The 25,424-nt window shown below is 56.0% G+C and carries 17 protein-coding genes; all 17 read right to left on the minus strand.

The features are described 5' to 3' along the window. Positions 1-125: 125 nt before the first annotated feature. The 17 genes from FE783_RS07190 to FE783_RS07270 all read right to left on the minus strand — a co-directional run bounded on the left by FE783_RS07190 (position 126) and on the right by FE783_RS07270 (position 25,312). Positions 126-1,772: a hypothetical protein gene (locus FE783_RS07190; protein ID WP_138878657.1), complete on the minus strand. Its 1,647-nt coding sequence runs from the start codon at positions 1,770-1,772 to the stop codon at positions 126-128. Positions 1,773-1,832: 60 nt separating this feature from the next. After that, entirely contained in the window at positions 1,833-3,938 is a 2,106-nt protein-coding gene (locus FE783_RS07195) for a phage tail protein (protein WP_138878658.1), read from the minus strand. Between the two features lie 36 nt (positions 3,939-3,974). Continuing rightward, entirely contained in the window at positions 3,975-6,209 is a 2,235-nt protein-coding gene (locus FE783_RS07200) for a putative baseplate assembly protein (RefSeq protein WP_138878659.1), read from the minus strand. A gap of 21 nt (positions 6,210-6,230) precedes the next feature. Next, positions 6,231-9,308 (minus strand): baseplate J/gp47 family protein, encoded by a 3,078-nt coding sequence (locus FE783_RS07205; protein WP_138878660.1) that lies wholly within the window; start codon positions 9,306-9,308, stop codon positions 6,231-6,233. A gap of 58 nt (positions 9,309-9,366) precedes the next feature. After that, positions 9,367-9,816 carry a GPW/gp25 family protein gene (locus tag FE783_RS07210; protein ID WP_138878661.1) on the minus strand — a complete coding sequence of 150 codons (450 nt, stop codon included), beginning with the start codon at positions 9,814-9,816 and terminating at the stop codon, positions 9,367-9,369. A gap of 13 nt (positions 9,817-9,829) precedes the next feature. Beyond that, entirely contained in the window at positions 9,830-10,546 is a 717-nt protein-coding gene (locus FE783_RS07215) for a phage baseplate assembly protein V (RefSeq protein WP_138878662.1), read from the minus strand. After that, positions 10,543-11,634, minus strand: coding sequence for a phage late control D family protein (locus FE783_RS07220; RefSeq protein ID WP_138878663.1), 1,092 nt, complete (start codon positions 11,632-11,634; stop codon positions 10,543-10,545). The genes FE783_RS07215 and FE783_RS07220 overlap by 4 nt, the downstream gene beginning before the upstream one ends. A gap of 4 nt (positions 11,635-11,638) precedes the next feature. Beyond that, positions 11,639-12,265: a CIS tube protein gene (locus FE783_RS07225; protein WP_138878664.1), complete on the minus strand. Its 627-nt coding sequence runs from the start codon at positions 12,263-12,265 to the stop codon at positions 11,639-11,641. A 35-nt stretch (positions 12,266-12,300) separates the two neighbouring features. Continuing rightward, positions 12,301-17,844, minus strand: a complete 5,544-nt coding sequence (locus FE783_RS07230) for a hypothetical protein (RefSeq protein WP_138878665.1) — start codon at positions 17,842-17,844, stop codon at positions 12,301-12,303. Positions 17,845-17,992: 148 nt separating this feature from the next. Then, positions 17,993-18,433 carry a phage tail protein gene (locus tag FE783_RS07235; protein ID WP_238402899.1) on the minus strand — a complete coding sequence of 147 codons (441 nt, stop codon included), beginning with the start codon at positions 18,431-18,433 and terminating at the stop codon, positions 17,993-17,995. Between the two features lie 7 nt (positions 18,434-18,440). Next, positions 18,441-18,686, minus strand: a complete 246-nt coding sequence (locus tag FE783_RS38805) for a DUF6760 family protein (protein WP_338015830.1) — start codon at positions 18,684-18,686, stop codon at positions 18,441-18,443. Continuing rightward, a complete protein-coding gene (locus FE783_RS07245) occupies positions 18,641-19,018 on the minus strand; it encodes a phage tail assembly protein (protein WP_138878667.1) in 378 nt (125 codons plus the stop codon). Before FE783_RS07245 ends, FE783_RS38805 begins: the two co-directional genes overlap by 46 nt. Before the next feature lie 226 nt (positions 19,019-19,244). Continuing rightward, the gene (locus FE783_RS07250; RefSeq protein WP_138878668.1) at positions 19,245-19,679 is read right to left on the minus strand and encodes a phage tail protein; all 435 of its coding nucleotides are present in this window, start codon (positions 19,677-19,679) and stop codon (positions 19,245-19,247) included. Between the two features lie 21 nt (positions 19,680-19,700). After that, entirely contained in the window at positions 19,701-21,449 is a 1,749-nt protein-coding gene (locus FE783_RS07255) for a phage tail sheath family protein (protein WP_138878669.1), read from the minus strand. Between the two features lie 122 nt (positions 21,450-21,571). Beyond that, positions 21,572-22,372 carry a hypothetical protein gene (locus tag FE783_RS07260; RefSeq protein WP_138878670.1) on the minus strand — a complete coding sequence of 267 codons (801 nt, stop codon included), beginning with the start codon at positions 22,370-22,372 and terminating at the stop codon, positions 21,572-21,574. Between the two features lie 16 nt (positions 22,373-22,388). Then, on the minus strand, positions 22,389-22,958 hold the full coding sequence (locus tag FE783_RS07265; RefSeq protein ID WP_138878671.1) for a Pvc16 family protein: 570 nt from the start codon (positions 22,956-22,958) through the stop codon (positions 22,389-22,391). Between the two features lie 137 nt (positions 22,959-23,095). Then, a complete protein-coding gene (locus tag FE783_RS07270; protein WP_138878672.1) occupies positions 23,096-25,312 on the minus strand; it encodes an ATP-binding protein in 2,217 nt (738 codons plus the stop codon). Positions 25,313-25,424: the final 112 nt, after the last annotated feature.

Raw genomic sequence — 25,424 nt, forward strand, 5'->3', positions numbered from 1 at the left:
AACTTTTATTCCGTTGCAGGGGTCGAAAAGATCCCGAAACCGCCCGCCCCCCGTCCAACCGCAACCGTAACAAGCCGGTTCGCCCCCCCGCGGGTACAAAACCGGCTTCTCGTATGTGATGCGGATTAATCCGCTTTATTCTCCGTTCCTGCGGCGGCTTCCGAAATCGAGACGATCTCGGGGGACGTTTCGATGTCGCCCTCCTGCGCTTGACCGTTGCGGTAAGCCCACCAGCGAACTCTTACCGTTCGCGCCTCGGCTATTTGCCGCACTTTGATGCCGACGCGGAACGATCCCTTCTGCGGATACGAGACAACGCCCAGCTGATAGTCCGGAAGCGCCGACTCGAACTCGCTTCCCGTGAAGACGTCCGCCGCTCCGAAGTAGGAGCGCTGTCCGCTGCTCAGCATGTCGGAGAAAGCGTCGTGCGTCCGTTCCTCCACGCTCGTCACGATCAGGACACTTCCCGTTCCGAGCCCATGCTCGATCTCTTGCGAAACGAAGCTTTTCACGGCTTTGCCGAACGAAAGAGCCGATTTGGAGAACGGGGAAACCGGGATATCGACCCACCCGGTTTGGATGTCCGCCGCGCCGGCTATCGGAGTTCTCCGCTCAACCGGAATTTCGTAGGCAGCCTTCTCCGCTTCGGGAGCCGCTTTCGGCTCCGCGCTCGCGGACGCCTGATCGCCCGCTTCCGGAACGTCCCGGCGCCGTTTCGCCTCGGCCTTCGCAAGCCTGTACGAAGCGGAGGCATTGTATACATACTCTCCGAAAGGCACCTGCTCGACACGCTCGATCACGTACGTAGGCCCCATTTGCAGCAGCCCGATTTTCGCCAAATACAAGCAAGGATCGGATGGGGAGTCGAGCGATGTTTCAAGCGGCTGCTTCAAGAAGTCATCCATCAATTGCTCCTGCAAAGGTCCCGTAATGATTTGCACCGTCGCGGTATCTTTGGAAATGGAGTCGAGCTGTTTATCGCCTGCCTTCAGAACCGCCGACCCTGGCTTGACGCCGACAAGCGCTTTGCCCGAACCGACTCCGTCCGCGCGAAGCGCCACCTGAAACTCATATTCGGTTTCCTGCGCATCCTGCGGCTCGACAAACCGGACGGTACGACCTTCTAGTGCCTCCGCACGATTCGTTGCGAGCTCGTATTGCAGCTCGATTTTCCCGATTTGCAGCGATTTCTCGATACGGATCGTGGCGAGAAACGTTTGCCCCGGATTGACGTATTTCGGCGTTACCTGAAGCACGCGGACGTTGGCATCCTGGTACAAGACGATGGTTTGCTCCGTCAAATCGCCCATCGGAAACGAGGACGGATCCGGTGCTTCCTCGCGGATAAAGAGCCGGTAGCTTTCCAATACCCGGTTGTACTCGCTTACTTCGTCCGACCGGACGGAGGAATTGGCGATCGAATGAACCGGTTCTTTGCCTTTCTCATCATAGGCGATGCATAAATAGACGTTCTTGGCGTATTCGTTATTCGTAAACCCGTCCATCATCGACAGCTTCAGCGTAACCGGTGCGGGGACGACGATTTCGCGGCCGAGCGCATCGATCGCCGCGCCCATTTCGACCGAAACCGATTTGTCGTCGACCGCGATGACCTGAAGACCGGTAATGACGCCCGATCCGAACAGCAGCCGGTTCATCATGCGCCGCTTGTCGTTGAAATATTTTTGCTCCGATTCGAAGTCCCTTACCGTGAGCAGCTTGCCGTAGAAGTACCGGTTCCGTTCGAACGGGTAGTACCGCGATTTTTTCATGAGGGTTTCCTTCCCTTCGGTTTAGAAGCTTGTCTTGGGCGCGATCAAAAAAATGGATGATTATTCCAATTCCGAATCGAGCTCCAGGCGGGTATGAATGTCCATCCGTTTGTCGCGATCCGGATCGATCAGCACCGTATGGTGAGGCATCGATGACTGCTGGTCCAGCGTAAGCAAGGTCGGCTCCGAAAGCACCGTATTGATGCCGAGGTACGTATGCATATCCGTATGCATCCACGGCTGAAGCACGATCAGTCGGCCCTCCGTATAAGCCGGTTTCTGATCCGCGATAATCGCCTCGACCGTTAGGCGCTGCTTGTCGGTCCGCACGCACTCGGGAGGCATCATGACGCAGAAGCAATACGGGTTGTCGCCGTACAGCCGGTTGAACATTTGACGCAGCTCGGACGTTTCCTGCATATGCTTCAGCTGGTGGTGCTCGACGATGTACGGCTCCACGCCGGTATAAATTTGTAGCATGCGTGCCAATCCCAGCCTGGTCCCGCGCAGCTTATACAGCTCGGGAGCCTGCTTCATCAGCGTTCGCAGCTTCTCCTCATCCCAGCCGTCCGCGATGTCGAGGGCGAGCCAGCCGCTCAACCATTTCAAATACGGGCCGGACACCGCATCCGGATCGAAGTTCGCGCTGACTTTATCGATCTTCTCCTCCATCTCCTCGAAGAAGGAGCCGAAAATGGCGAGAAACCGCTCCAAAAATCCGCTTCCGTCCGGGTCTTCCTGATAGATCGGAGGCAGATGGAAGACCGGCGATTGCCTCGGAAAAACGACGCGCAGCCGATGAATGACCGGAGCGCTTCGGTCGCTGCCGGCCAGCTCGATGCGGAACCGCAAATAGCGGCCTTTGGCGTTCATGAGCAGCGCATCCCTCGGATTGACGATCGCCTCGGACCATAGATGACGGCTGGCCCTCCACTTACGCGTCATCGGAATGTCCGGATTCGCGAAATAGTCGGAGTAATCGACGATATTGCCCTCCAGCACTCCGAACTTCTCATCCGTGGCGAAGTAGGAAATGCGGATTTGCGTCTCCTCGGGAATATCCGCCAACAGCTCGACCTTGTGCCATTCCGTCTCATCCTCCACGCTATCCAGCTCGCCCGAAACGTACCAAGCTTCGGGCAGTCCGGTTTCCGGCATCGTCATCGTCCGCGACTGCAGCTCCAGCAGCGTAATCGTTCCTTTCTCCAAATCGAGAACATACATCCGGTCGCCTGCGCCATGAAGCAGCTTGTCGGCTCTCGAACGGTAGCCGGAAACAAGAGCAAGCAGCTCGCCCTGCCCGGAAAATTTCAATATGAATTTCTCAACCTCTACCGATTCACCATGACCGCTGTCGCCGATATACAAGTCTCGCCGGGAATCGATTGTCAGACCGGCAAATGTCCCCTCCCGGTCGATCTCGATTTCGCCCCCGACCGTACCGTCTATCCGGAACGCGACCGCCTTCTTGCGGACCGCATCCAGCAGCACGGGCTCTCCGTTGCCCGCAGTCGAGACATAAAACCGATTTGTCAATGCGTCAATTCCGGAAGCCTGTTCCAGCCTGAACGGCTCATGCTCGAATAGCTGTACGACTTCGCCGGAAAGATTCCATTGCAGGACGGCGATTCTCCCGCCTTCCGGAACTTCCGCGCCTCCGTCCGCCCCCGGCCGAACGTCCAACGGAACCGCCGTATACAGATGCCGATTGTCGTCCGCCGCGACGGCAAGCGGAAACAATTCCAGCCCTTTCCATTCCTGCGCCGCCCAGACGAGCTGTCCGTTCGATGGAGAAACGGAAACGATTCTGCGTTCTCCCGCCGTATCGGCGATGTAGAGCGAGTCGCCTTCGGCTGCAATCTTGGACCGGTGTGAAAACAACCGATGGCCGGGGGAGTATAGAGGCTCCGTATGCCGGTTCTCGTAGTCGTGCACCCAAAGGGAAGCTCTCGCATCCAATACGTACAGCTTGCTCCCGGGACCGACGGCGAAGTCGGTTACGGCATCCGCGCCGTCGATTTCGCCGGCTTGCACGGTCCGGTATATCGAATATTTCTCCGTCCGTTCGATCGAGACGCCTTCTTGGCGGATACTCATGTTAGCCGCCGTTCCGGCATTCCAGTCCGACGGCTTATTGAATGAGAAAAACCGTGCCGCTCGCCGCATGAAGTCCCTCCTGTCCGCAAGTAATGGTGCCCGCCGCTACAGATCGGTTACCCCGATCAGCTCGATCTCGTGCTCGCCGGAATAGACGAGCCCGTATGGCGGCAAATGAATATCCCCGCTTCCGTCTTTCCGAACCGAAGGCCCTTCCGCATCAATCCATAAATCCTGAACGTATACGACGCCCTTCAACCGGCTGATCGCCCCGTAAATATCGCCCTTATGCACCGATCTGCCGAACCGCCAGCCTTCGCCGTCTCCGTGCCCCATCGGGCGAAGTAGACGCTTCAGCACGTTGGCGATGACGGCGGAATCCTCTTTATGGGACGGCTCCACCACAACGACCGCATGGACGGTCACTTTAATATAGGCGGCGGAAATGACGTGAAGTTCGGTAGTCAGCAGCCGATACGGCTCCAGATGGCGGCGCACGTTTTCCAGAAAACCGGTTCCGGCTTTCGGCCGGTCGCTTTCGCTGTACGGCACCACGACGACGGTCATTTGCGCCTGCGCCTTCTCCCGCGGATAATCCCTCATTCCCGGCTTGTATAACGGGATCGCCTTTACTCTGGCGACGCGCAATCCCGGGGTATCGCCAGCGATAGCTTCGTAATCTTCGGCGGTTACCGCCCGGGTCGGAGCGCTCAGCTCCCGCTGTACGCGCAGCTTCGCTTCCTCCAGCGTCTCTGCCTCGGAGCCCCCGGACGCCGCCGCCGGATTCGTGACGATTATCCCATTCCATTCCGGAACGAAGTCGGCGAAAGCGTTGATCCTATCCTTCTTGACATTGCCCCGGGCACCGCCGCCGGTCGCATGCGCGATGAAACGGATATTGGGGACGTCCGACTTCGGAGGAATCGCGCCTTGCTCGTTATTGCCGAACCGGATTATTCCCTCGGACTGGTCGTAGACGTAGTGCCGGTCCGTCGATTTCGAGTTGTCGAAATCGTCCACTTGCTCCCAATCTTCCCAAACCCACATTCCGGAATCGTGGACGGCCGCCTGAAGCCTCATGCCGGTCCTGCGGAACGTTCCCGATCTGGAAATATCGAACTCCTGCTCCGGCAGTCCGTTGCTTGCCCCGATCCATAACCGGTCTTCCTTCACCGGATCGCCGGCGATGAGCCGGATCGTTTGTCCTTGTGCAGGAATGACCCCATGCTCCCCGTCTCCGAATCTCAGCCGTATCGATTTCGCGGACGGGTCCCGTTCCAGCTCGTAGCAAGCGTCGGCAGAGCCGCATTCCTTAAGACGGGCCGTCCTTTTCCAATCGCGCCATCTTCCTTTACCGTCTGCGACCTGAACGATAACATTTCCCGTATAGGCCAAATGCCCTGTCGTTTCGCATTCGAATGAAGCTTCGCCCGAAGGCTCGAAATGGACGATTTCGCTAATCGTTTGCCGCTGTTCCGCCTGAACCGCATTAATGCATAGGTTCTCCAGCTTCGGCGATAGCTCGTAGCCCTCCTGATCGAGCGTACAGCAAAGCCAGTACCGCTTCTTGTCGTCCGCGGGATACATGGAGAGGGGCTTCATCCGTTCGCTTAGTCGGAACGTAATCCTGCCGGTTTGCGATAAATGGGCGGTCGTGTCCATCAGAGTTTCAAGCGGCTTCCAGCCGTCTCCGTCGTCACCCGCCGCGTATTTCCACGATACGACGGACGAAGCGATCAGCTGCGGCCCTTCCTCCGCCCGGTTCCCTCCGCGCCCGATCGGTACGGGATAACGGTCCGACAAGCGGACGGACAAAACGATATCGCTATGCACGGGAAGCTCGCGATCGAACCCGACGAACAGACGGCTGCCGGTTCCCGCTTCCGGACCGAAAGCATAAAACGCGATGCCCGATTTCAAGTTCGAAGTGAAATCTCCGACCGCCGTCTCGGTACGGACGATCACTTTCTCCAGTACGGCCGGAACGAGCTGCAGCGTCTCCTCCGTCTCGAACGTCTGGTCATAGGCTTGAAGCGGGGTTCCCCGCGGAATCGTGATCGGACCCGATGCGCCCGCGAAGGCGACTTCGCAAACGGCGGAACTTTCGTCCCGGGGCTTCACGCCGAGCAGCTTCAGAAACTTGCGTTCATTCTTGGCCGTAATCCGGTTCAAATAATATTGCTGCATCTCCGTCATCCATGCCATCAGCTCCAGCATGGTCATTCCGGGATCGTGGGCGTTCTCGTCCGTCCACTGCGGAAACAGCTTCGGTATCGTCTTCCGGGCTTCCTGCAGCATTTGCTCGTATAACCGATCGTCCAAATTCGGCAGCGGCAGCACTTCAATTCACCTCTTTCCCGGCTACGTGGCGTGTACGGATACTTTATGCTTGCCGCTAACGATTACTCCGTGAGGAATGTTGAGCGGCCGGCTGCCGTCGATTTCGATGCGGCGGTCGTCTTCCATCAAGTATACGGACATGTACAGCTTCTCGACGAATGAAATCGCGCGTATCGTTTTCAACAGCGCGTAGAAGACGGACGGATGAATCGTCTGGCCGATCTCCCACCCTTTGCCGTCGAAATTGCCTGTCAATGGATCGAGGAAACGTTCCAGCTTCTGGATCGCCGCAAGCTCCGTCGGCAGCACGTCGTCGAAATGCTCCACCGCCACGATCGCCGCGATCGAGATTTCGAGAAACGCGGGCGGCACGACCCGAATCGTTTCCGGCCAGGCTACTTGACCAGGTGCGCGTTGAAGCAAATATGACTCCACTTTCTTCCTGATCTCGCCGAATGCGGGAAGTCCGGCCCGGCCTTCCTTCGGCAGAACGACGAGCGTCATCGACGCGGGGGCCGATTCCATCAACGCATTCCGATTCGCCATGCATTTCACTTTGGCTATGTTCGGGTAAGCTTCCCGGGCCAGCCATTCGAAGTCTTCCGAAGTGACGGCGCGTCCTCGATGCTTCAGCTGCTGCGGACCTCGGCGGATGGCCGATTCCATCGTTTCCGGGTCGCACCCGCCGGCGGCCGGTTCCACGTTCGTCACTCCGCCGACGAAGGCGATCGAATTTTGCAAACCCGTTATCGTTCCCGCATCCGTATTTCCTTGGTTTCCTAAAGTGACTTTGTAGGAAACCCTTATTTTTTCCAGGCCGTCCGTCGGCGGCTCCATCCCGTGTACGCCGTTGCCGAACAAGATTTTGCCTAGCGTCCGGTCGATCGTATAGTGGCGCGACTTCGCGGAAGAGTCGGCAAAATGCGGCGCCTCCGACCAGTTGACCCATACGCGCTGAAGCTGTCCGTCGCTATCCCGGACCGCTTCGAACAACGGGCCGCCCTGTTCCTCGAACGAAGCCAGATCCTCCTCCGAAACCCTTCCCGTTTCGTCTACCCACACTTCCTCCGATACGACGTTTCTTCTCGACAGCGTATAGACGCCTTCGTCCAGCTCCCGGCTCTCCGGATATTCCGTGGGCACCGATTCCTGCTGGATCGCCTGCACCGTATTGAGAAACAGTCCGTTCAGCTTCGGAAGCGCTTCGTGTCCGTCCAAATCGTCGTACCGGTCATCCCGGTTGACTGCACGAATCCAATATCCGTTCGAGCCGAATACCGTTCCGGCGGTAAAATCTCCGGGGCCGACGAATTGGATCGCGCCGCTCTCGGTCAAACCTTTCGTTCCGTCGATCACTTTAAGAGGAGCCCACTCCGACCGGCTGTCCGATAACGGCGAAACCCGCAAATATTGCCATTCGAGCCACGGGGATACTTCCCCTCTCGTCCGCTGCGGAACGATGGAGGCATAAATCGAGATCGGCCCCCGCACGGGGGGCGCATCGAACCCGATATGCAGCGTCGGATGATCCACATCGAGCGGAACGAACGGCTCGAAGCCGCCAAGACCCGAATAGCTGTGGCGCGTATAATCCTCGTAAACCGTATTGTTGAGCGTCAAGCAACGTTCCAGTCCGTACACCCGTTCGTCGAATCCGTACGTTACTTTCACCTGCTCCATCCATGGCGACAAATAGATCGGCAGCGGCGCGTATGCGTTCTCGATTTGCAGGATGCGTCCGCGAATCCAGAAATTGTCGTGCCCGTTCACGTAGACGGAGCACAGATCGTACGGACAACGGAATGCAATTTTTCTCCGCGCGCCTTCTTCCGACGGATGATAAAACAGCTTCTCCGCCTCTTTGCCCGCATTCAGTCGCACCCAGGCGTTGCCGTTCCAATACTCCCACGCAACATGGGTAATGGAAACGATCGGCACCTTCGATTTCTCGAATTGCGACTTCTTCATGATCATCTTCCAGTCGATCTGCTTCTCCGGCTCCGGGACGAACCGGTTCTCGATCGCTTTCAGCGTAAAGTCGACATGAATCCAGCCGTCCCTTTTGCTGAGCGCCTCGCGGCTCGCGATGTAGAATGTCCCGTACTGCACGAACTGATCGCCGAACGGATAAAATCCGGAAGGATCGGCCTGGATATCGTTATAAAACATCAAATCCGGTTCCAAGCCGCCGCGGTCCAGACAGTCGTCGTAATCGGTCTTGATCTCGATCCGGTCCAACGCGAGACCGCCGTCGGCAAGCGACTTCCGGCCGGCGTCATGGGGCTTCAGCCTGCACTGGATCCAACGGTTGGAAACCCCGTTAATCGTCCGTTCGGCAATTTCTCCCGGCTCCGACTTCGTAAGCACGATCCGGTTGTTGCGCGCTTCGACCCGGTCGAACGGGCGCCAATCGCCGTCAGGCGTCGAGTATGCCCACTCCGTCAAGGACGGATCGGTCAATTGGTTGCACATGCCGGTTTCGTCGAAACGCCGGGAGGAATTGCCGATCTCGACTTCGATCTTAGCCGTTTCGAATACGGTCAGCATAGATTCGTGAGCCAAATACAGCGCGTGCACCTGCAAATTAGGCTCGCCCTTCAGACGAAACAGCGGCGTCGGCTCGGACTTGCCGATCGTCGGATCGGTCATCAACTTCTGCGGAATTCGCACGATCGTATCGTGTTTACGGCTGGACAAATAGGCCGAATGCCATCGAGACGGAGTAAGCAGGACGGTCCGTACCGTCTCGTAAGGAATATCTCCGTCGGGCCCCGCGGCATGAATCCTCGTACCGGCCATAATGAGGACCGGCTCCCTCGTCCCCTCGTTCAACGAGAAGGTGACATAGCTGGCCGCCGGACGGGCAGGCAGCAGCGAAACGTCGAACATGTTCAAAAACGCGACGAGGTTTTTGGAAGGTACCCGGTTCAACCGTTTGACATTCTCGTGATACATGTCCGCGAACAGCAAAAACAACGCCGTGCCGGGATCGGGATCGTCCGGGGTAAATCTCCATTCCGGCGTATAGTAAGGCGCGAGCTCTTTCATTCGGGCGATCAGATCCGCCCTCGTACGGGCATCTAGCTGCGGAGGGTTCACCCTTCCACCCCCTCTCCGTCCTTATCGTTCGACATGGCGGCCGGCTCCTTCGATTCCATTAGTTCGTTCCTTCGTACAAGTAGAACGGATACACCTGGTTGAACAAGTTGTTCGTCGTTCGAACCAAATATTGAATCCGGATCTGCACTTTGCCCGGATCCGTCCGGTCGGGCGTCGCATTCACTTCCACTTCCTCCACCCGCGGCTCCCAAACGCGAATCGCTTCGACGATGCTGCCTTCCAGCATGCGCAGCGTCGTGTCGTCCGTCGTTCCGAACACGTAATCCCGCAATCCGCAGCCAAAGTCCGGCCGCATGACCCGCTCCCCAAGGGATGTGCCGAGTATGATCCGGATTGCCTCCGCAATATCTTCCTCGTACTCGGACAGGCGGATCCTGCCGGTAGCCGGGTCGACCTGAACCGGGAATTTCCAGCCCCGTCCCAAAAATTCGCTGGTCAACGCATTCTCCCCCGCTTTAGGAACTTTAACAGAATAACGTTTCTGCATTCCGTTAAAGTTCCTAATTGATTTTGACGATCGAGCCTTTAATATTGATCATGCCGTCCGACTTCAGGTCAAGAGAGGCGCCTGCCTTGATCGCCATCGTCGCGGACGCTTCGATGTTCACCTGCGTCGATTTGATTTTGATTTCTTTGGCGCTTTCGATCGCGACGCTTCCTTTCGCATCGAGCGTAATTTTGGTGGAGCTGCTCGTGATCGAAATCTCGTTGGCCGAGCCGCCTTTGATCAGAATCTTATTGTTGCCGCTCTGGTCGGCGATCGTAAGCGAGTCGTCTTTATCGCCCAATACGACGGTTTGCCCTTTCTTCGTCTTGACCGTTATCGTTTCTTCGCCCGACTTGTCGGTAAACATGATCTGATTGCCGGAGCGGGAAATGATTTTCCGCTCATCGTTTTTATCGGCCGGAGGCGGAGGCGTATTTTTTTTGTTCCACAGCATGCCGATTACGATCGGATAGCGGATTTGTCCCAAATGGAACGCGACCAGCACCTCGTCTCCGACTTCGGGGATGAACAAGCTGCCCATTTCCTTGCCCGCCATCATTGTGGCGATACGTACCCAATCGGTCTCCGCCTTCTCGTCGTGGAGCGGCAAATGCAGCTTGACCCGCCCCAGTTTGTCCGGATCGTTATTGTTCGTCACGACACCGATCATGACCCCGTCGATACGCGGATTGAGCGTGTTCGGCATAAAGTCTACGGGAAATTCCATCATATGGCGTTCCCCCCCAACACAAATTGCGTCACATAGCCGTCTCCGTCCAGGATGTGGCTCGCGGCCGTCACATAATACGGTTGATTGTACGCTTCGCCGGCACCCGCTATTTTCAAGTAGCGGCCCGCCCGTATTTCCGGAATGCCGTTGCACTCCCCCGTTCCCGATACGAGCTTCATGGACCGGTGATTGAGATATGCGTCCGCATAATTTTTGGCTTCGCTCGCGGAGCTCGCGTTCATGTACAGCGTTTCCGTATAATCGCCGATTTTGGCCAATACGTCCTTGCCCGTCTTGGAATTGCCGCCCAGCTTCGTGATCGCCCCCGCTTCATTCGTGACGACTTTCTGTTCCTTATCGTCCCAGAAGCGGATTTTGACCCCGGTCAGCTGCTCGGACAAATTATGCTCGATAGAGAGCGAGCGGATTTCTTTGCCCAAAGCGATCGTAACGACCGGCGTCGTCTGGGTGAGCGGCTTGCGGAAATACAAATGTTTGCCGACGACGAAAAAGTCGTAATTCAGCAGCCTGGCCAAATGCTGAATAAAATGAAAATCGTTCATCATGTTTTGCGAAATCGTCGGAAGCTTATCCGTCGTAGCGTCGATGTGCGGCGTCGCTTTGTGGCGGGAAGCGATCTCCTGCACGACTTCGCTGTATTTTTTCTCGTTCCACGTTTGCATCCGCGTACCCTTCATCATGAAGAAGCTTAAATCCATGCCACTTACGATAAGCGACGCTCCGTCGTCTCCCTGGAATTCGGCTGTTATCGCCGTGATGTATCCGCTGAACACCGGCGCGAATTTGTCGACATATCCGAGCTGAATATCGATCGGGCTGCCGATGACGAATACGTCCTGCCACAGCCATTTGCTCGATTCCCACTCGAATGCGTTCGTGACGCGGATCGTGAACGAATCCGCCGTTGAGTCGATCGTCGTATTCACGCGGACGGATGCAATGGCGATTTTGTCGGATATTTTATTGCCGTTTACGGATATTTCAACGGCAGGGACGAAGAAATTGCCGTATTTTTTCTCCAGATCGCCGTATGAGAAAGAATTGGTTTCCAGCTGCAATTGTGCCATGGCTTCAATCCAATCTCGGAACGGTTATTCGTTTCCCGGTTTGCAGCCTGGCCGGATTGTCGATCCGGTTCGCTCTCGCGATTTCCCTCCATAGGCCCGGGTCCTGATATTCCTCGGCGGCGATCATCCACAGCTCCTCGCCCTGCTTCAGCATCTTCTGCTTCGTACGGTCTGCGGAATGGCGCGGAATGTTCTGAAGCTGCTCTTCCTTCGTATACCACGAGCGCATCGTCACCTTCAGCTTCGCCCGGACCGGAATGCCGGTGTCGAGAAACATCGTGAACGTTTGCGTCACTTTCTCGACGATTCCTTTGAAATCGATAGAGCCCCATACGAACCGGCATACGGGCGGCGCATGAAGTTCCTTCTCCACGTCGAGCAGGCCCGATATTTTTTTTGTATATACCCGGACGTCCGTCTTTTTCTCATAGGTATCGAAAAACAAATCAAATGTGAGTGTCGTCGTGTTCCCGCTAACGAACTGTCCGACCGGCATCGACAGACCGGGAACCTTTTTCCAATTGTAGTGGTTGCTTGCATCCATGGCGTATTCGTTCGGGTTGAACAGCACTTCGATGTTCTCCTTCTTGTTCCCCCGGTCAACGATGATTTTGGCTTTCTTGAGCCCCATCGGTTTACCCCGCCTTTCCCTGTTGCGGAACGTTCCTACAATCCGCGCGTCTGTCGGTCGAAGCGGATTTTCCGTTCGATTTCACGATATACGCGGTCGGTTATGTTTTTGATGTCGAATTGGGGAAGCCCCATGACCATTTCCTGGAGCTCCGCCATATCGATCTGCGGCGGAGCAGGCTCTATGACGCTGACCGTCTCGGCCGGAGCGGCGGGTTTAGTCTGCCGCCTATAGTCGATGTCGGCCGGATCCGAGCCGAGAACGCCGGGAACCGCCGCCCTCTGCTTATGCTCCATCGGGAGCATGCCCGCATTCGATCGGGCTTCGTTCACCTTGAGCTGCAGCACTTGAGCCGGTGCAGCCGAGAGCGCCATCGCTGCTTGAGGCGCGATCACTCTTCGTTCCGGAACGGCCGGCCCCTGCCCCGCCATACCCGATCTGGTCGTCCCCAAGGCTTGCGTCCCTGAGGCCATAGACATCCGCAAGATACGAAGCTCTGTTGCAGCGGCGGTACGTGTCCGCTCAGGGCGGTATCCCGCAGTGCTTGCCTTGTCTCCTGCACGGGTCTTGTCGGTCGTAACGTATTGCATAGTTCCTATTCGGTCACGTATCGTATGTACAATCGTGTCGGCCGAGCCGCGCAGCGGACTCGCCGCCCTTTGCAGTACGGTGAAGCTTCCGCTTTCGCCGACAGCTCGATCCAACGTTTGAAGCGTAACAGGAGAAACGACGGTGCGCAGTGTATTCGTATGGAGCGTTGTCCGATTCCTGTAATGATGCGCCTCTAGACGGGATGAACTTGATCCGGTACCGGACAATCGTTGATTGTCCCGTTCTTTCCGGTCCGAACCGGACCATTTATATGGAAAAGCCGGTTTCTCGGGAGCCGCCGAGCCTGATAGTGCTTGTATGACTGATGCAGACCCTGGCGATTCTTTCCGACGAACCGTGTATATTCGTTCGCGTTCCGTGCCGTTCTTGTCTCCGACAGTCCGATCCCGGGTATATCCGGAATCGAATGGAACTCCGGCACCCATCTTATCCGTCATATAAGAAGTAGGGTTTATATTGCGATAAATCGTAAGGCTGGAGCTTGCGCCCGCCCATGCGATATTACCTATGCCGTACCGCTCCCGGCCGGGATAACGTCGCGTCAAAGCGGAAATGTCCGTATTTGCGCTATCGCCGCTTCTAGGCAAAATGGACGGATCGGCTCTCTGCCAAAAACTCCGCTGTAGCGGTTTCAGCCGATCGGAAGCCGTACTACTGTCTTTATCGCCGGCATTACGAGGCAGGCGATTCGACAGTATAACCGGCCTGAGTCGACTCAATGGCGTTTGATGCCGCCCGTCCTCTCTGTTTGTTCCGCTTTCATTAGTCGGGTACTCCCACCGCTCCGTATACGTCTGTAGCATAGGTTCCGGAACCGGCTTGCGGGTATGTCCTAAGACACTGTTTATGTCATTCGCTTTTCTGCGAATCACTCCGGTTGATAATCCGATCGAATCCGGAGCCGAATCATCCTGTTCAATCACCGGCGAGCTTCTTCGCAAATGAGACAGATTTGCCTGCCAAGGGCGGCCGCTTTCGTACGGAACGGCTGATCGAACTCCGATACGGCGCAAGAGGCCGGACTCCCGATCCAGGATCGGCAAACCGTTTCGAATCCTGGCATCGTTGACCCGCATATTGCCGGATTGATGCGGAGTATCTTCATTCCATCGGATGGGACCCGTACTTTCCGTTCGAACTTGGCGCTTACGGTTCCTGTCGTTACGTAGATCGTTCCGCAACGTTCCGGCTGCTTGGACCGTGTCCGGCTCAATCGTCCCGCTATGCGAAAGTCTCTTTGCCGACCCGCTTCTTACAATTTCATCACCGGTGCCGATGCCGCCTGCAGACCCTTCATTCAGCCTGCGGTGCACCCGGTTCTTGACCGGACCGAATATCGGATCGGTTGCACTGGCGATGCTGCGCCTAATCGCAATATCGTTTCGTGAACCCCTATACTCCGACACCTTGTCCAAGCCGATCCTAAATGGCGGATAACCGAATTGATTGCTCCGACTAAGCGGGGCATCCCCGGTCTGAGCTGTCGGACTTCCTATCCCGATCGTTGGGCGTAAAGACGCGATTGAAGGGGCGCTGTCCGCCATCGGCGTCATCCGTTCAGGGTCCGCGGCGGTCATCCGCATTGCCGCCGGCTTTACAGCTGCCCCGTCCGACTCGCCTCGAATAATTTCGCGTAATTTCCGGAAATCGTCCTGGAATCGTGTATTTTCTTCAACCCGCTGTTCAATCGGGAGCTTGCCGGACCGATTCTGCAATGGAATTGCCGTTATACCTTGCCTGTCATGATCGTCCCTGACAGAGGTGCGGCGGAAAATCTTTGCCGTATCGGATCGTGCAGACGTGTACCCGTATGTAAAGGGTTTAGCCTGGCTCCTGGCTGTTGGCGCCATGATGATGCCGCTGCCGGGAACTGCCGGCGAACGGCTGCGGGCATCCCTTCGGATCTCGCCCGGCTTATTCGCCTCCGGCTGCCTAACTGGCCGGATCGCAGAAGGAGCCGGTTCTGTTGAAGCCCTGTCGCCGGTCGGTCGCCGGTAAAGTCGGGCCGGTGCGGGAATCGGATTCATTCCCGGTATGTATACCGGATTGATTTGGCGCGACGCTTTAGACCGCTCAACGCCGTCATCCTGTCGTAAATGGCGGGAAGCACGCTTATGCAGCAAATCCGCCGTACTGAATTTGGACTTTATCCATCGGAATACGGAAGGAACATCCGCCGCTTCACCATTCTCCATTCGAACTCCGGTTGCGATGACCTTCTGAATGGAGTGAAGGGCCAGCGTCCGCCCTTTGCCCGCCTGACTTCCCAGTGGAACCGATACGGATAACGGCCGATTGTCCGCGTGACTGGTCAAATTTCGGGTGGCCAATTTGTCGGCCGCGTTTTCTCCCGGTTCAGGCAATGGTTCGTAGAGTCGGTCCGATCGCCTGCGATCGAATGGGAGCCATCGGACACGGGATTTGAACGAATCGCCGTTCTCCCTATCAGTTCCCCATTCGCCGATAAGCGGAAACATTCGCTTTGCGCCTCTATCCGCATTCACGGCCGGATCGAGCAGCAGCCTCTGAATGCCTGACTCATGCCGAGCCAATATTTCCTTCAGCAGCACCGGTGTCTCGTTTGCGAGAGCAAACGCGATCGGATCGGCCGCCTTCTTGATCGGCTCCGCAGCAATTGTCCGTTGAAGCGTAGCTATCGAACTGGACAACTGATCATCCTGTCGTACGGCCACCGGTCTTCCAGTTGAGGAAGGCGCTATATAAGGATCCGCGATGGGCTTTAAATTGCTGTATGAGGAGTCCCGGATAGAGATTGTCGGAACTCTTTGTTCTCCGGTGTAAAGGGACCGATGCACCGGTCTAAGAGGCTTGTTATATTCCTCCTTTACCGACTGTTGTTGGATTGGCGCTCCGATACCCGGTTCTAGGAGTCCGGATCTATTCGGAATCGTTCGATTGGCTCTCCGAATAACGGTACCGACACCGGGCTTCGTTGCCGCGTCCTCGATCCAACCGTCGACGGACGACGGATATATGGCCCGCTGCCCGGGCCGATCGGGGTACAAGGCGAAGAGCGGTGAACTTGACCGATACGCCGTATCGAATTGCTTACGCATGATGCGCAGTGCATCAGAAGCTCTTGCATTCATGATCGCGCTTTTCGAAAAAGGTGATTGAGTCGGTAGCTCTCCATCGCTTCCGCGATGAATTTGAACCTGTCGCCGCATTACTATCCGGCTGACCGGATGGCTCCGCTGCGGGAATTCGAATGATTCCGGACGAGCCTCGGCTCCTCGACTTGCTCTTGGGGTTGCTTGCTTGCTGTCCGATGTCGGGACATTGCCGGCGCCCTGTACCTTTAGACCGCTAAAGCCGAGCGGCTGCAGCCGCCCGGTCAACTCCTCTACCTCGGTCAACCGATCGTTCCGTTTGGAGTAGGCTGGTCGATTATCCGACGCACCCGCTCTGTTCAAGGAGAATTGGGGACGATGGATAGCGGATAATTGTGGCAGCGCAAACCGCATCGCGGTAGGCCGTTCGGCAAAATGGCCGGGTTGATCGGCTGCCCGTCTTCGTGGCACCATCGGCATCATCGCCGGCAATAGATTGCCGATGCTTGAATCGGACCCGAGCGGCGGCCATAAATATGCATCGGCGGATCGGCGGATCAAAGGGTCAAACGGGCTCGACAGGCGACGCCGCACAACCAGGCTCTGATTTGGCCGGGAACTGTTATCGGTTATGGGCGTAGGCATGCCCGGAGCCGTAAATATGCTTGCGTCATTACGTGCCGGTTCTCCCGCCAACGAATCGGAAGATGCGGGAACCGGGTGCTTATATGATAGTCGGATCGAATCCGCGGTCCGGCCGGTCGGAGCTTTGCTCTCCTTCGCCGGATTCCCGATGATGCGGCCGGATGGCCGTATGATCTCGGCGGAATATCCTTCGTTATGTTCGATATTTACTCGCGCGGGTTGTTCGGCATACCGTTCGTGATGATTTGTTCTGTGAAGTCCGGACGGTTCATTCCGTGCGGTCGGATTCCGTTTTATCGGATTGAACGTTCTGACCTGTTTGTCTAGGATCGAATCTATGTACGTACGTTTGCGTGTAGAACGCAATATCATTTCGAATGGCTGCAGGAATAAACTTCCGGGCAATCGATCGGCTTGGCGCCCGAATCGAGTCTGCTTCGGTTTAAATTCAATGCTTCCGTTAGCTGAGAAGCGGTCGGCAAGCGGCTTCATCGCCGGTTGCGTATGAAGCTCGGATAACAAATTACGGTTCCGTCGCGAACCGTCGCCTCCGTCTTTGAGCTGGACCCAATTGTTTGTGAACGGCTTCATCCGGAGGACGGCGACGGCTTTGCCCGCCGGTTTCACCTTGTCGGGAAGCGCCGTTTCTATCTCCGGTCGAGCTGCGGATGCATCGTTCGTTTTATGACGCTTCGAGCTGCGGCCGCGTTTGGGTTGATCCTGGACGTCCTCTTTATCCGTTTTCCCATCCTGCGCCGTATTGCGGGAATTCCGGTTCGATTCGTTTGACCCGGACGAGCTTTCCCCGCTTCGCGTGGTTTGCTCCGCTTTCTTTTTTCGCGATCTGCCGTTGCGTCCGGATTTGGATTCGTCGGGTCGCGCTTCGGAATTCCGATCGTCCGGCTTCCTATCAAGGGCGTGGTCCGACAGGTTAGGCAGTTGGTCTTTATTCGTCTGCGCAGCTTCCTGCACGACGGTAACCCGTTCCAACAACCGGGTCGTTTCCTGGATGACCTTCTGCACTTGCGGCGTCGCCGGCATAGCCTCCTGCAGCTGCTGCAGGCGGATGAACCATTGATTCGTCATCACGTCCGAGCTCTTTGCGCCACGCATGACTTGTTGGACTAATTCTCGCTGCAGCTTGAAGACCAGCGACAACCGTCCCAAATAATTGCCGCGCGTGAACCCGTATTTGCCCATGATTCCGGAAGCGAACCGGTTCGGGTCCATTGACCCCGAACGTGTCGACATCCCTCGAACACCTGCGGGAACATCGGCTGTCCTCGCCTTGCCTTGGAGGATTCGGGACTTATACGGTTGTAAAGGTGCCATATGAAATCCCTCCTGGATAGGCGATGTCGGGGATATCCCGCTTCCTTCGCACAAGCTGCCGCGAATACTATTTGCTGAAAATGGTCTTCAGTCCGTTATGGACAATTTCAATCGATTCAACGGCAACGTTGCCGCTTGTCGCATTCAGATCCGGACCGTGCCACTTCACCGGGTACGCTTCGAAGAAATTCCAACGGCATAATTCTTTCCCGCCATTGTTGTACAAAATAACAGACCCGTTTTTTCGTTTGACCGTACCGCCCGCCGCGCCGTCGTACCAATCCCACAGCTCGCTCGATTGGGTAATCCCTCTCTTCAGCACGATACGGGGGTATTTCGTCTGCTTCGGGAAATTGTGCACGTAAGTGTTCAGTCCGCCCTCCGGGTATGACATAACCTCGATCTCGGACTGAATGCCGGACACTTCGGAAAACCCGCCGACCAGAAGTCCGTCGAGCTCCACCTTGAAGCGGAAAGCTCCGATCGCGTCGTTCATTCGTTTGGCCACAGACTGTTCACCTCTTGTTAAACACGTCGAACGGATTGTTCGGCTTCTCCTGCCCGTCCTCGTTTAAATTGCGGTTGATCTTGGAAATCTCCTCGCACCAGCGTCGGCGTTCCCGGTGCTCCATCGACATGATCTGCTCGTGAGGCCAATGAAAATAGTAGGCGATGAAGCTGGCCTCTTCGTAAATCTTGTCAATGGGATACCCGGTTATGCCCCCGCCGTCTCGTCCAAAAAAGACACGTCCACATCGAATTCATGCTCACATTTCGGGCATATGCAATGTACTTTCGGCGCTTCAACCTCGTTGATCGTACGATACAGGTTTTGCAGGTAGGCGAGATCGGCCGTAAACAGACCCTCGATCGTACGTGTATCAATCGCTCGAAGATCGCCCAGCTTGATGACGACGCGGGCCAGCAGGATGATGCTCAAGTAACCCGGATTTGTCTGTACGCGCTGGTCGCGCATCGGCAATATTTCGTCAGCCGCCGTCGCAAGCCTCATGACGCCGCGCTTGTGCAGCGTTCCGCTGTCGTCGACATACCCTCTTGGAAGCTCGAATTCGTATTCGGTTTGGAAAGCCATGTTGTTGTCCTCCTAAAAGTTTTTGCGTATGCAAAAACTAGCATCGTAAGCATAAGCTATTAAGTTTTGCGTATGCAAAACTGGCATCGTAAGCATTAACTATTAAGTTTTTGCGTATGCAAAAACTAGCATCGTAAGCATTAGCTATTAAGTTTTGCGCGTATGAAAAACGGATGCGGGAAGAGCCGGGCGATGCCCGACACCTCTTCCCGCTAGTCCGCAGCCGTTACTTCGTGCGGGTCATTCCTTCATGAGCCAGCTCCAGGTTCTCGATCGCGACTTCGTTGCCCGATCCGTTGAAGCCTGGGGCCGAATATTTGGAAGGCCATGCTTCGATCACTTGCCAAGTCGCTACATCGGCGCCTTCTTCGTTGATGGCGATGATCGTAACCGTTTTGCGCGTAATTTTGCCTTGGATCGCTTCGGACATCCAGTTGTACATATCCATGGAGTCCGTAACGCCCCACTTGAGCGTGATGTTGCCGTATTTGGCCAGCCCGGGCAGCTTGCGAGGAGTAATGACCTGATTGCCCTCCCGGTATTCGATAACGGATAAGCTGGCGTCAAAACCGGATACTTCGCTGAAACCGGCTTGCTGAATGCCGGCCACTTCAACACGGAATCTAAAATTGCGGTATGGATCTTTACGTTCGCCTGCCATACTTTACCCCTTTCCTTTCCCTTATTCTTCTCTCGTTTTTTGCGTAATCCGGAAGATGACGAACTCCGCAGGCTTCACGGGAGCGACGCCGATCACGCAAATGAGGCGGCCGTTGTCGATATCGTCCTGCGTCATCGTGCTGCGTCCGATATTGATGTAGAACGCTTCGCCCGGGCTTGCACCCATGAGCGCTCCGTCTCTCCATACGCGTGTCAGGAAAGCATCGATCGTACGTTGTACGCGGGCCCACAGCTGCTCGTCGTTCGGCTCGAAGACGACCCAGTTCGTTCCGTTGCGGATCGATTCTTCAAGGAATATGAACAGTCTTCTTACGTTGATGTATTTCCACAATCCGTTGGAGGAGCAAGTGCGTGCGCCCCATACGCGGATTCCTTGGCCGGCGAATTGGCGGATCAGGTTGACCCCTTGCGGATTTAAAATGTCCTGCTCGCCTTTGTTGTATTGGCAATCGAGGCCGACGACGCCGCGCACGACTTCGTTGGCGGGAGCTTTATGTACGCCGCGCGTATTGTCGGAACGGGCATAGATGCCGATCATCGATCCCGATGGCGGAATGTAAATGTTGCGCTTGTCAAGCGGGTCGAACACTTGCAGCCACGGATTGTACATCGCTGCATATTGGCTGTCGAAAATGTTGCGGTGCGTCATCACGTCCGCCACTTTCGTCTTGTCGCGCGGAATGTCGAGCACGGCGAAACGGCTGCCCAGGTTTTCGCAATGGGCGACGAGAGCGAGCTGCACGTTCGGATCGGTTACGCCCGGAACGGCCATAATGCTGACGAAATCGTTGTCGATAAACGCCTGAATGCCCGTCCGTTTACCCGGTCCGCGGTCTTGCCCCATAAAGTCGGATGCCGACAAGTTGGCTACGGAGCCGTCGCTGCCGCCGGCAAGCGCGATCTGGAATTTGCCTGCCGCTTCGCTCTGTCCGGAAATGACTTCGAAAGGAGCTACAGCGCCGCCGCTGCCGCCGGAGATGTCCTGCACCTTGACGATATTGGAGCGTGCCATTACTTTCTCGATATGGTTCGCGGCAGATACGTTCAAGGACATTCTTTCGAACGTCTCCGCTTCGTCGCCGTAGAAGACGTGCATCGTAAACTCGCTGGTCGTCAGCACTTTGGCCGGCAGCAGGTTTTGATCGATAACGTCGGCTCCGCCTTCGAGCGCCGTCTCCAATTCGATAATGTTGTCCTGGGAAGATACGATTTTGTTGTATTGCTTCGCGCCGTTTGCTTCGAAAGCGACTACGTCGCCTACGTTGAAGCCGGCGTTGTTTTTGACGCGGTATTGCTTGGATTCGTCGGTATCGCCTAAAATTTCGTAGATTTGGGTTTTTGCTTTGCTGGAAGGAACGACTGCGATGCGAATCTGATTACCCCAAGCCCCCGGATTTTTCGACTGGATGTTCAGAACGGAGGATTCTTTGTTCGTAGAGGACTGGTTGTGGGCGAGCTTGGCGTCCGAAGGCGCTACGCGCATTACGAATGCCCGCGCTCCTCCGTTCAAGAAGAAGTGCTCGACTGCGTAAGACAGAAAACGGTAATCACCGAACGCGTTCTCCGACAAATAGCTGCCGAAGATGCGATGAAAATCCGCGACACTAGTGACTAACTGAGGAAGCCCTTCGATTTCCCCCCGTTGCGCAAGGCCGATGAATCCGGCTGTACTTGTGCTTGCACCTTCCAACGGCGCCGCGCCACTGTCAAACTCTTCCACATACACGCCTGGAGATAAATATTCTGCCATTGTTTCCCGGTCATGTTCGACGGTATGGAACAAAAATTGTCCGCTAATACCGTAAACTCGGACCAGTTCTCTCCTTTCAGCTTCGGTTTTTTAGTATTCAAAATGGAAATGAATCTGGACTGCTAGACGATCCATGTTCCAAGATTGACCGTGCCGCCTTCTTCCACGGATATTTCCATAACCGCGGATTTGTTGTCCGACTCGCGTTCGATGCGAAGCTCCGCTTTGAACGTTTTTGCCTTTCCGCCGGGAAAGGCAACGGCCAGCTCGCCCCGCTCCGTCGTCCTGGTGACAAGCAACGGAAACAACAGCGATCCCCGCGAATAAGAGGACTTAAGCCCGCTCTCCAGCCGAAACCGTCGCTGAAACTCGATCACATCGCGAATAAGGATCATTTCCTTGCCTTCCTTAGAGCCTCGCCCGACCAGCAGGAAGCGGTCGCCGATCTCGATTTTCCCGGTAAGCGAAGCGACCGAAATTTCATCGCTTCCTTTCCCGGCTTTGTCTTCCGAGATGCGCCCTTTGACGCAATCCTCGGACAACATCGTAGCCGTCACGACGGCGTTGCCGATCGGAAGCCCCGATGCGTCCGCCACCATCGCGCGAACAAGCGTGTCGTTCGGCCTGTACGGATAGGACGGAACCGGAATTAAAGGAATGTGAATGATTGCGCTCGAGGGACCGACCGAAATATCCCTCGTCTCGCGAAAGTAATAAGTAGAGCTGATTTCCAAACGATATGTACCCGGTTCCAAGTCAACGAATATGTAAGTGCCGTCCGGTTTGCCGATCGGCTTTCTCGGGTAATTGACCAGTCGAACCTCCAAATTGCGGTCGGAGGGCGGTCCGGACACGCAGCCGTCTCGCAAGGCCACCACGAAGGAGACCCGCGTTTTCATGCGGACGACACGCAGCTGTTCCATGATTGCTCCCCCCAGACTAGCCTTGAATCGAAACGTCGCGCTCCAGTACCCGCTTGGTCGATTTGATGCGGGTTGAATCGATCATGATCGGACCGACCATGTAGCTGACCGTAAGCCGATAGGGCGTGTCGGCGAAATTCCACATGTTCAGCATCCCTTCGCCGGATAAGCTGTCCATGACGACTCGCACCTCTTCCTCACGCTCGGCCAGCGTCCCGACTACCGACGAGCCCCGCAGGACGGAATTGTCGTAAAGCACCTGCATGGCGCGTCCCAAAATACGCTGCTCATCGAGCGCTCGGGACTGCAAATCTGCCGGAGACTGGACCGTCATCATGTAGTGCAGGTCGACCGCCATCGGCGGATACTGAATTTCGCCCGTTCCCCGCGAAATCATCTGGGTTTTGCGGTTGTCACCGCTTTCCTTTACGTTGTACAGAAACAACGACAAGTAAAAATCCCCTTTATCGACCGGCGAACCAAGGCCGATCAATTCAGGCTGCGGAATCGGATCGGGCGTCATCTGCTCCCTCAGCAGCTTGATCAGCGAAGCGCTGACATCCGCTATGACGGAATAGTCGCCAATAGGTAATCACTCCCAGAAAAGGTCTCGATTGTAGAAAAATTCCAACCTAACGAGCACGGATGACATTTTCCGACTCCTATATTATACTGGCAATCTCCCACACTGACTATAGGAAATATGGAATAGTTTTCAAACTGTCAATAGTCCTCAAGATCGTTGCGAGAAATAATTTTCCCCGATTTTTGCAGCTCATGACGCACCGCGCTTACGATATGCCGCATACATACCGCCTCTTCCTTTTCCGCCGCCAGAAACGCCGCCGAGAGCACGACATTTTTGATGTTACCGCCGGCGATCTCATATTTGTGGGCCAGCCATCTGAAGTCCAGATCATCCGATAAAGGCGTTTCCTTCGGGAAAGTAGCCCGCCATATTTTCTCCCGGTACTCCGCATCCGGGAACGGAAACTTGATCACATAATTGATCCGGCGCAAAAACGCCTCGTCGATATTGTTCAGCAAGTTCGTCGCCAGAACGGAAATCCCGTCGTATTCCTCCATTTTCTGAAGCAGATAAGCCGTCTCGATGTTGGCGTACTTGTCGTGGGCGTCCTTCACCTCCGACCGTTTCCCGAATAAGGCATCCGTCTCGTCAAAAAACAGGATGGCGCCGCTTTTTCGCGCCTCGCCGAAAATCTCGTGCAAGTTTTTTTCCGTTTCCCCGATATATTTGCTGACGACTTGCGACAAGTCGATTTTGTACAGCTCCATGCGCAGCTCTCGCGCCACGACTTGCGCGGACATCGTCTTCCCCGTACCTGGAGGCCCCGCGTACAGCATGGAGAGCCCTTTGCCGTACGCAAGCTTCCGTTCGAATCCCCATTCCCCGTACACGAGCGCCCGGTACTTCACCTGGTTGCAGGCATTGCGCAGCAGGTCCTTTTGCTCATCCGGCAAAATAATGTCGTCCCAAGTATACCGGGGTTCGATCCGGACGGCCTTTCGCTCAAGCCTATGCCTCATTTGCCGGTAACATGCCTGATCCAGCATGGCCGAGGGTTCCTTGTTTTCCCAAACCGACAAAATCGCCGCATCGTCCAGCGCGCTGCGTATTTGGCCTGGCGTGAAGCGGAATTTCGCGGCCAGCCCGGACCAATTATTATTCGAAGATAAGCCGGACGTCTCGCCGAACGTACGCCAAAGCGCGATCCGCTCCCGTTCGTCGGGTACGGGCAGCTCCTTCTCCAGCCATACTCTCGTGCGGGATTCCCATTCCAGCCTGATCTTCGTCTCCGACAACAAGAAAATCGGCAGCAGAAAATCGTCCAGCTCGTCCTGAAACGTACGGAGTCGATCCCTCGCCCCCGCGTCCGGTTCTTCCGGATACAGAATGTCCGTATGCGTAAAGGCGAGCGCCGTCTGGTGCAGTCTCGCTTCCCGAAGCACCCGGACAAGCCTCTGCCCGAAAAGGTCCGCCTCGGCGGCAACGAGCCGCAGATCGGCAATGAGCAGACTTTTGCCCCACTTCGCGCATGCATGGCGCAAATGCAGCTTTTTGCCGGAACCGGACAGGCCGTACAGATGAACTCCGACCGCCGCCTCGCTCTCCTGCCTTGGTTTCGCCATGAACGATACGAACGACGATAACTGCTCCTGCACCTCCCGGTGAACGAGGATTTTATCCAGAGGCTCGTCCGGATAATGAATCGCTGCCATGGACCGAAGCTCTTGATCGATCGCCCCCGTATCGAGCAGAAACGTAGCGATACGGCGCTCCAAGGAAAGCGGCTTGGACAGCAGCGAGCGCCCGAACGGCTCCGCGTCCTCTTTCGCCAGCATGTAACGGGCAAGCTTGCCATCGGGCGCGAAAGCAAGACGCGCCGCCCTCATCTCATCAGGCGATCGGCATACGAGTTGAATCGCCAACCCTATATTGGGCAGGCGCACAGTCAAATCGTCGGCCAAAAATCCGAATATCCGCTCGTATTTGCGGTCCAGCTCGACCGCCAAACAAAGCATAACGAGACTTTGCTCCACTTCATTGAGCGCAAAGACCGAGCTTATGTAAGCAATCGGAAGAAACACTTGCCGTTTGGCGCTGGCTGTTTTGCGAGCGGCTATTTCAGCCTGCAGCCGGCGTATTTCCGAAGTCGTAAAGCCAAGCTCCGGGTCTTCGTCCTCTTCCTCTTCTTCATCCCAATCGCCAACCATGCGCATGAACTCGTCTTCCGACACATACATGCCGCGGAAGGCGTCGGCCTGCGGGTCCGGCGCCAATGACCGCCGGCGTATAAACAGCAGCCTAAGCTTCAGGTCGAGCAGACGAAGCTCGTCGGCATAATGCTCCCATACGCGCGTATATCCTTCCTCGACGGGCGTGCCCGCCGGGACATCGTGAATTAAAGGATTGCGCAAACCTCCACATCCCCTCTCTCTTCTATCAGTTTAATCGAGAACCGGGGCGGTTGTGAAGCCGCATCCATTACAACATTTTATCAGGTGAAAACAACCTCTTATCGGGCAAACC

It is taken from the genome of Paenibacillus mesophilus (assembly GCF_005938385.1).
In the GTDB taxonomy this organism is placed as follows: domain Bacteria; phylum Bacillota; class Bacilli; order Paenibacillales; family NBRC-103111; genus Paenibacillus_AB; species Paenibacillus_AB mesophilus.

Bases quoted from the DNA above. Each gene is read 5' to 3' on its own strand.
- FE783_RS07245 (WP_138878667.1), bottom strand. From the start codon at position 19,018: ATGGCTTTCCAAACCGAATACGAATTCGAGCTTCCAAGAGGGTATGTC.
- FE783_RS07195 (WP_138878658.1), bottom strand. From the start codon at position 3,938: ATGCGGCGAGCGGCACGGTTTTTCTCATTCAATAAGCCGTCGGACTGG.
- FE783_RS07225 (WP_138878664.1), bottom strand. From the start codon at position 12,265: ATGGGGCTCAAGAAAGCCAAAATCATCGTTGACCGGGGGAACAAGAAG.
- FE783_RS07215 (WP_138878662.1), bottom strand. From the start codon at position 10,546: ATGATGGAATTTCCCGTAGACTTTATGCCGAACACGCTCAATCCGCGT.
- FE783_RS07230 (WP_138878665.1), bottom strand. From the start codon at position 17,844: ATGTCGACACGTTCGGGGTCAATGGACCCGAACCGGTTCGCTTCCGGA.
- FE783_RS07250 (WP_138878668.1), bottom strand. From the start codon at position 19,679: ATGGCAGGCGAACGTAAAGATCCATACCGCAATTTTAGATTCCGTGTT.
- FE783_RS07210 (WP_138878661.1), bottom strand. From the start codon at position 9,816: ATGCAGAAACGTTATTCTGTTAAAGTTCCTAAAGCGGGGGAGAATGCG.
- FE783_RS07220 (WP_138878663.1), bottom strand. From the start codon at position 11,634: ATGGCACAATTGCAGCTGGAAACCAATTCTTTCTCATACGGCGATCTG.
- FE783_RS07260 (WP_138878670.1), bottom strand. From the start codon at position 22,372: ATGGAACAGCTGCGTGTCGTCCGCATGAAAACGCGGGTCTCCTTCGTG.
- FE783_RS07255 (WP_138878669.1), bottom strand. From the start codon at position 21,449: ATGGCAGAATATTTATCTCCAGGCGTGTATGTGGAAGAGTTTGACAGT.
- FE783_RS07190 (WP_138878657.1), bottom strand. From the start codon at position 1,772: ATGAAAAAATCGCGGTACTACCCGTTCGAACGGAACCGGTACTTCTAC.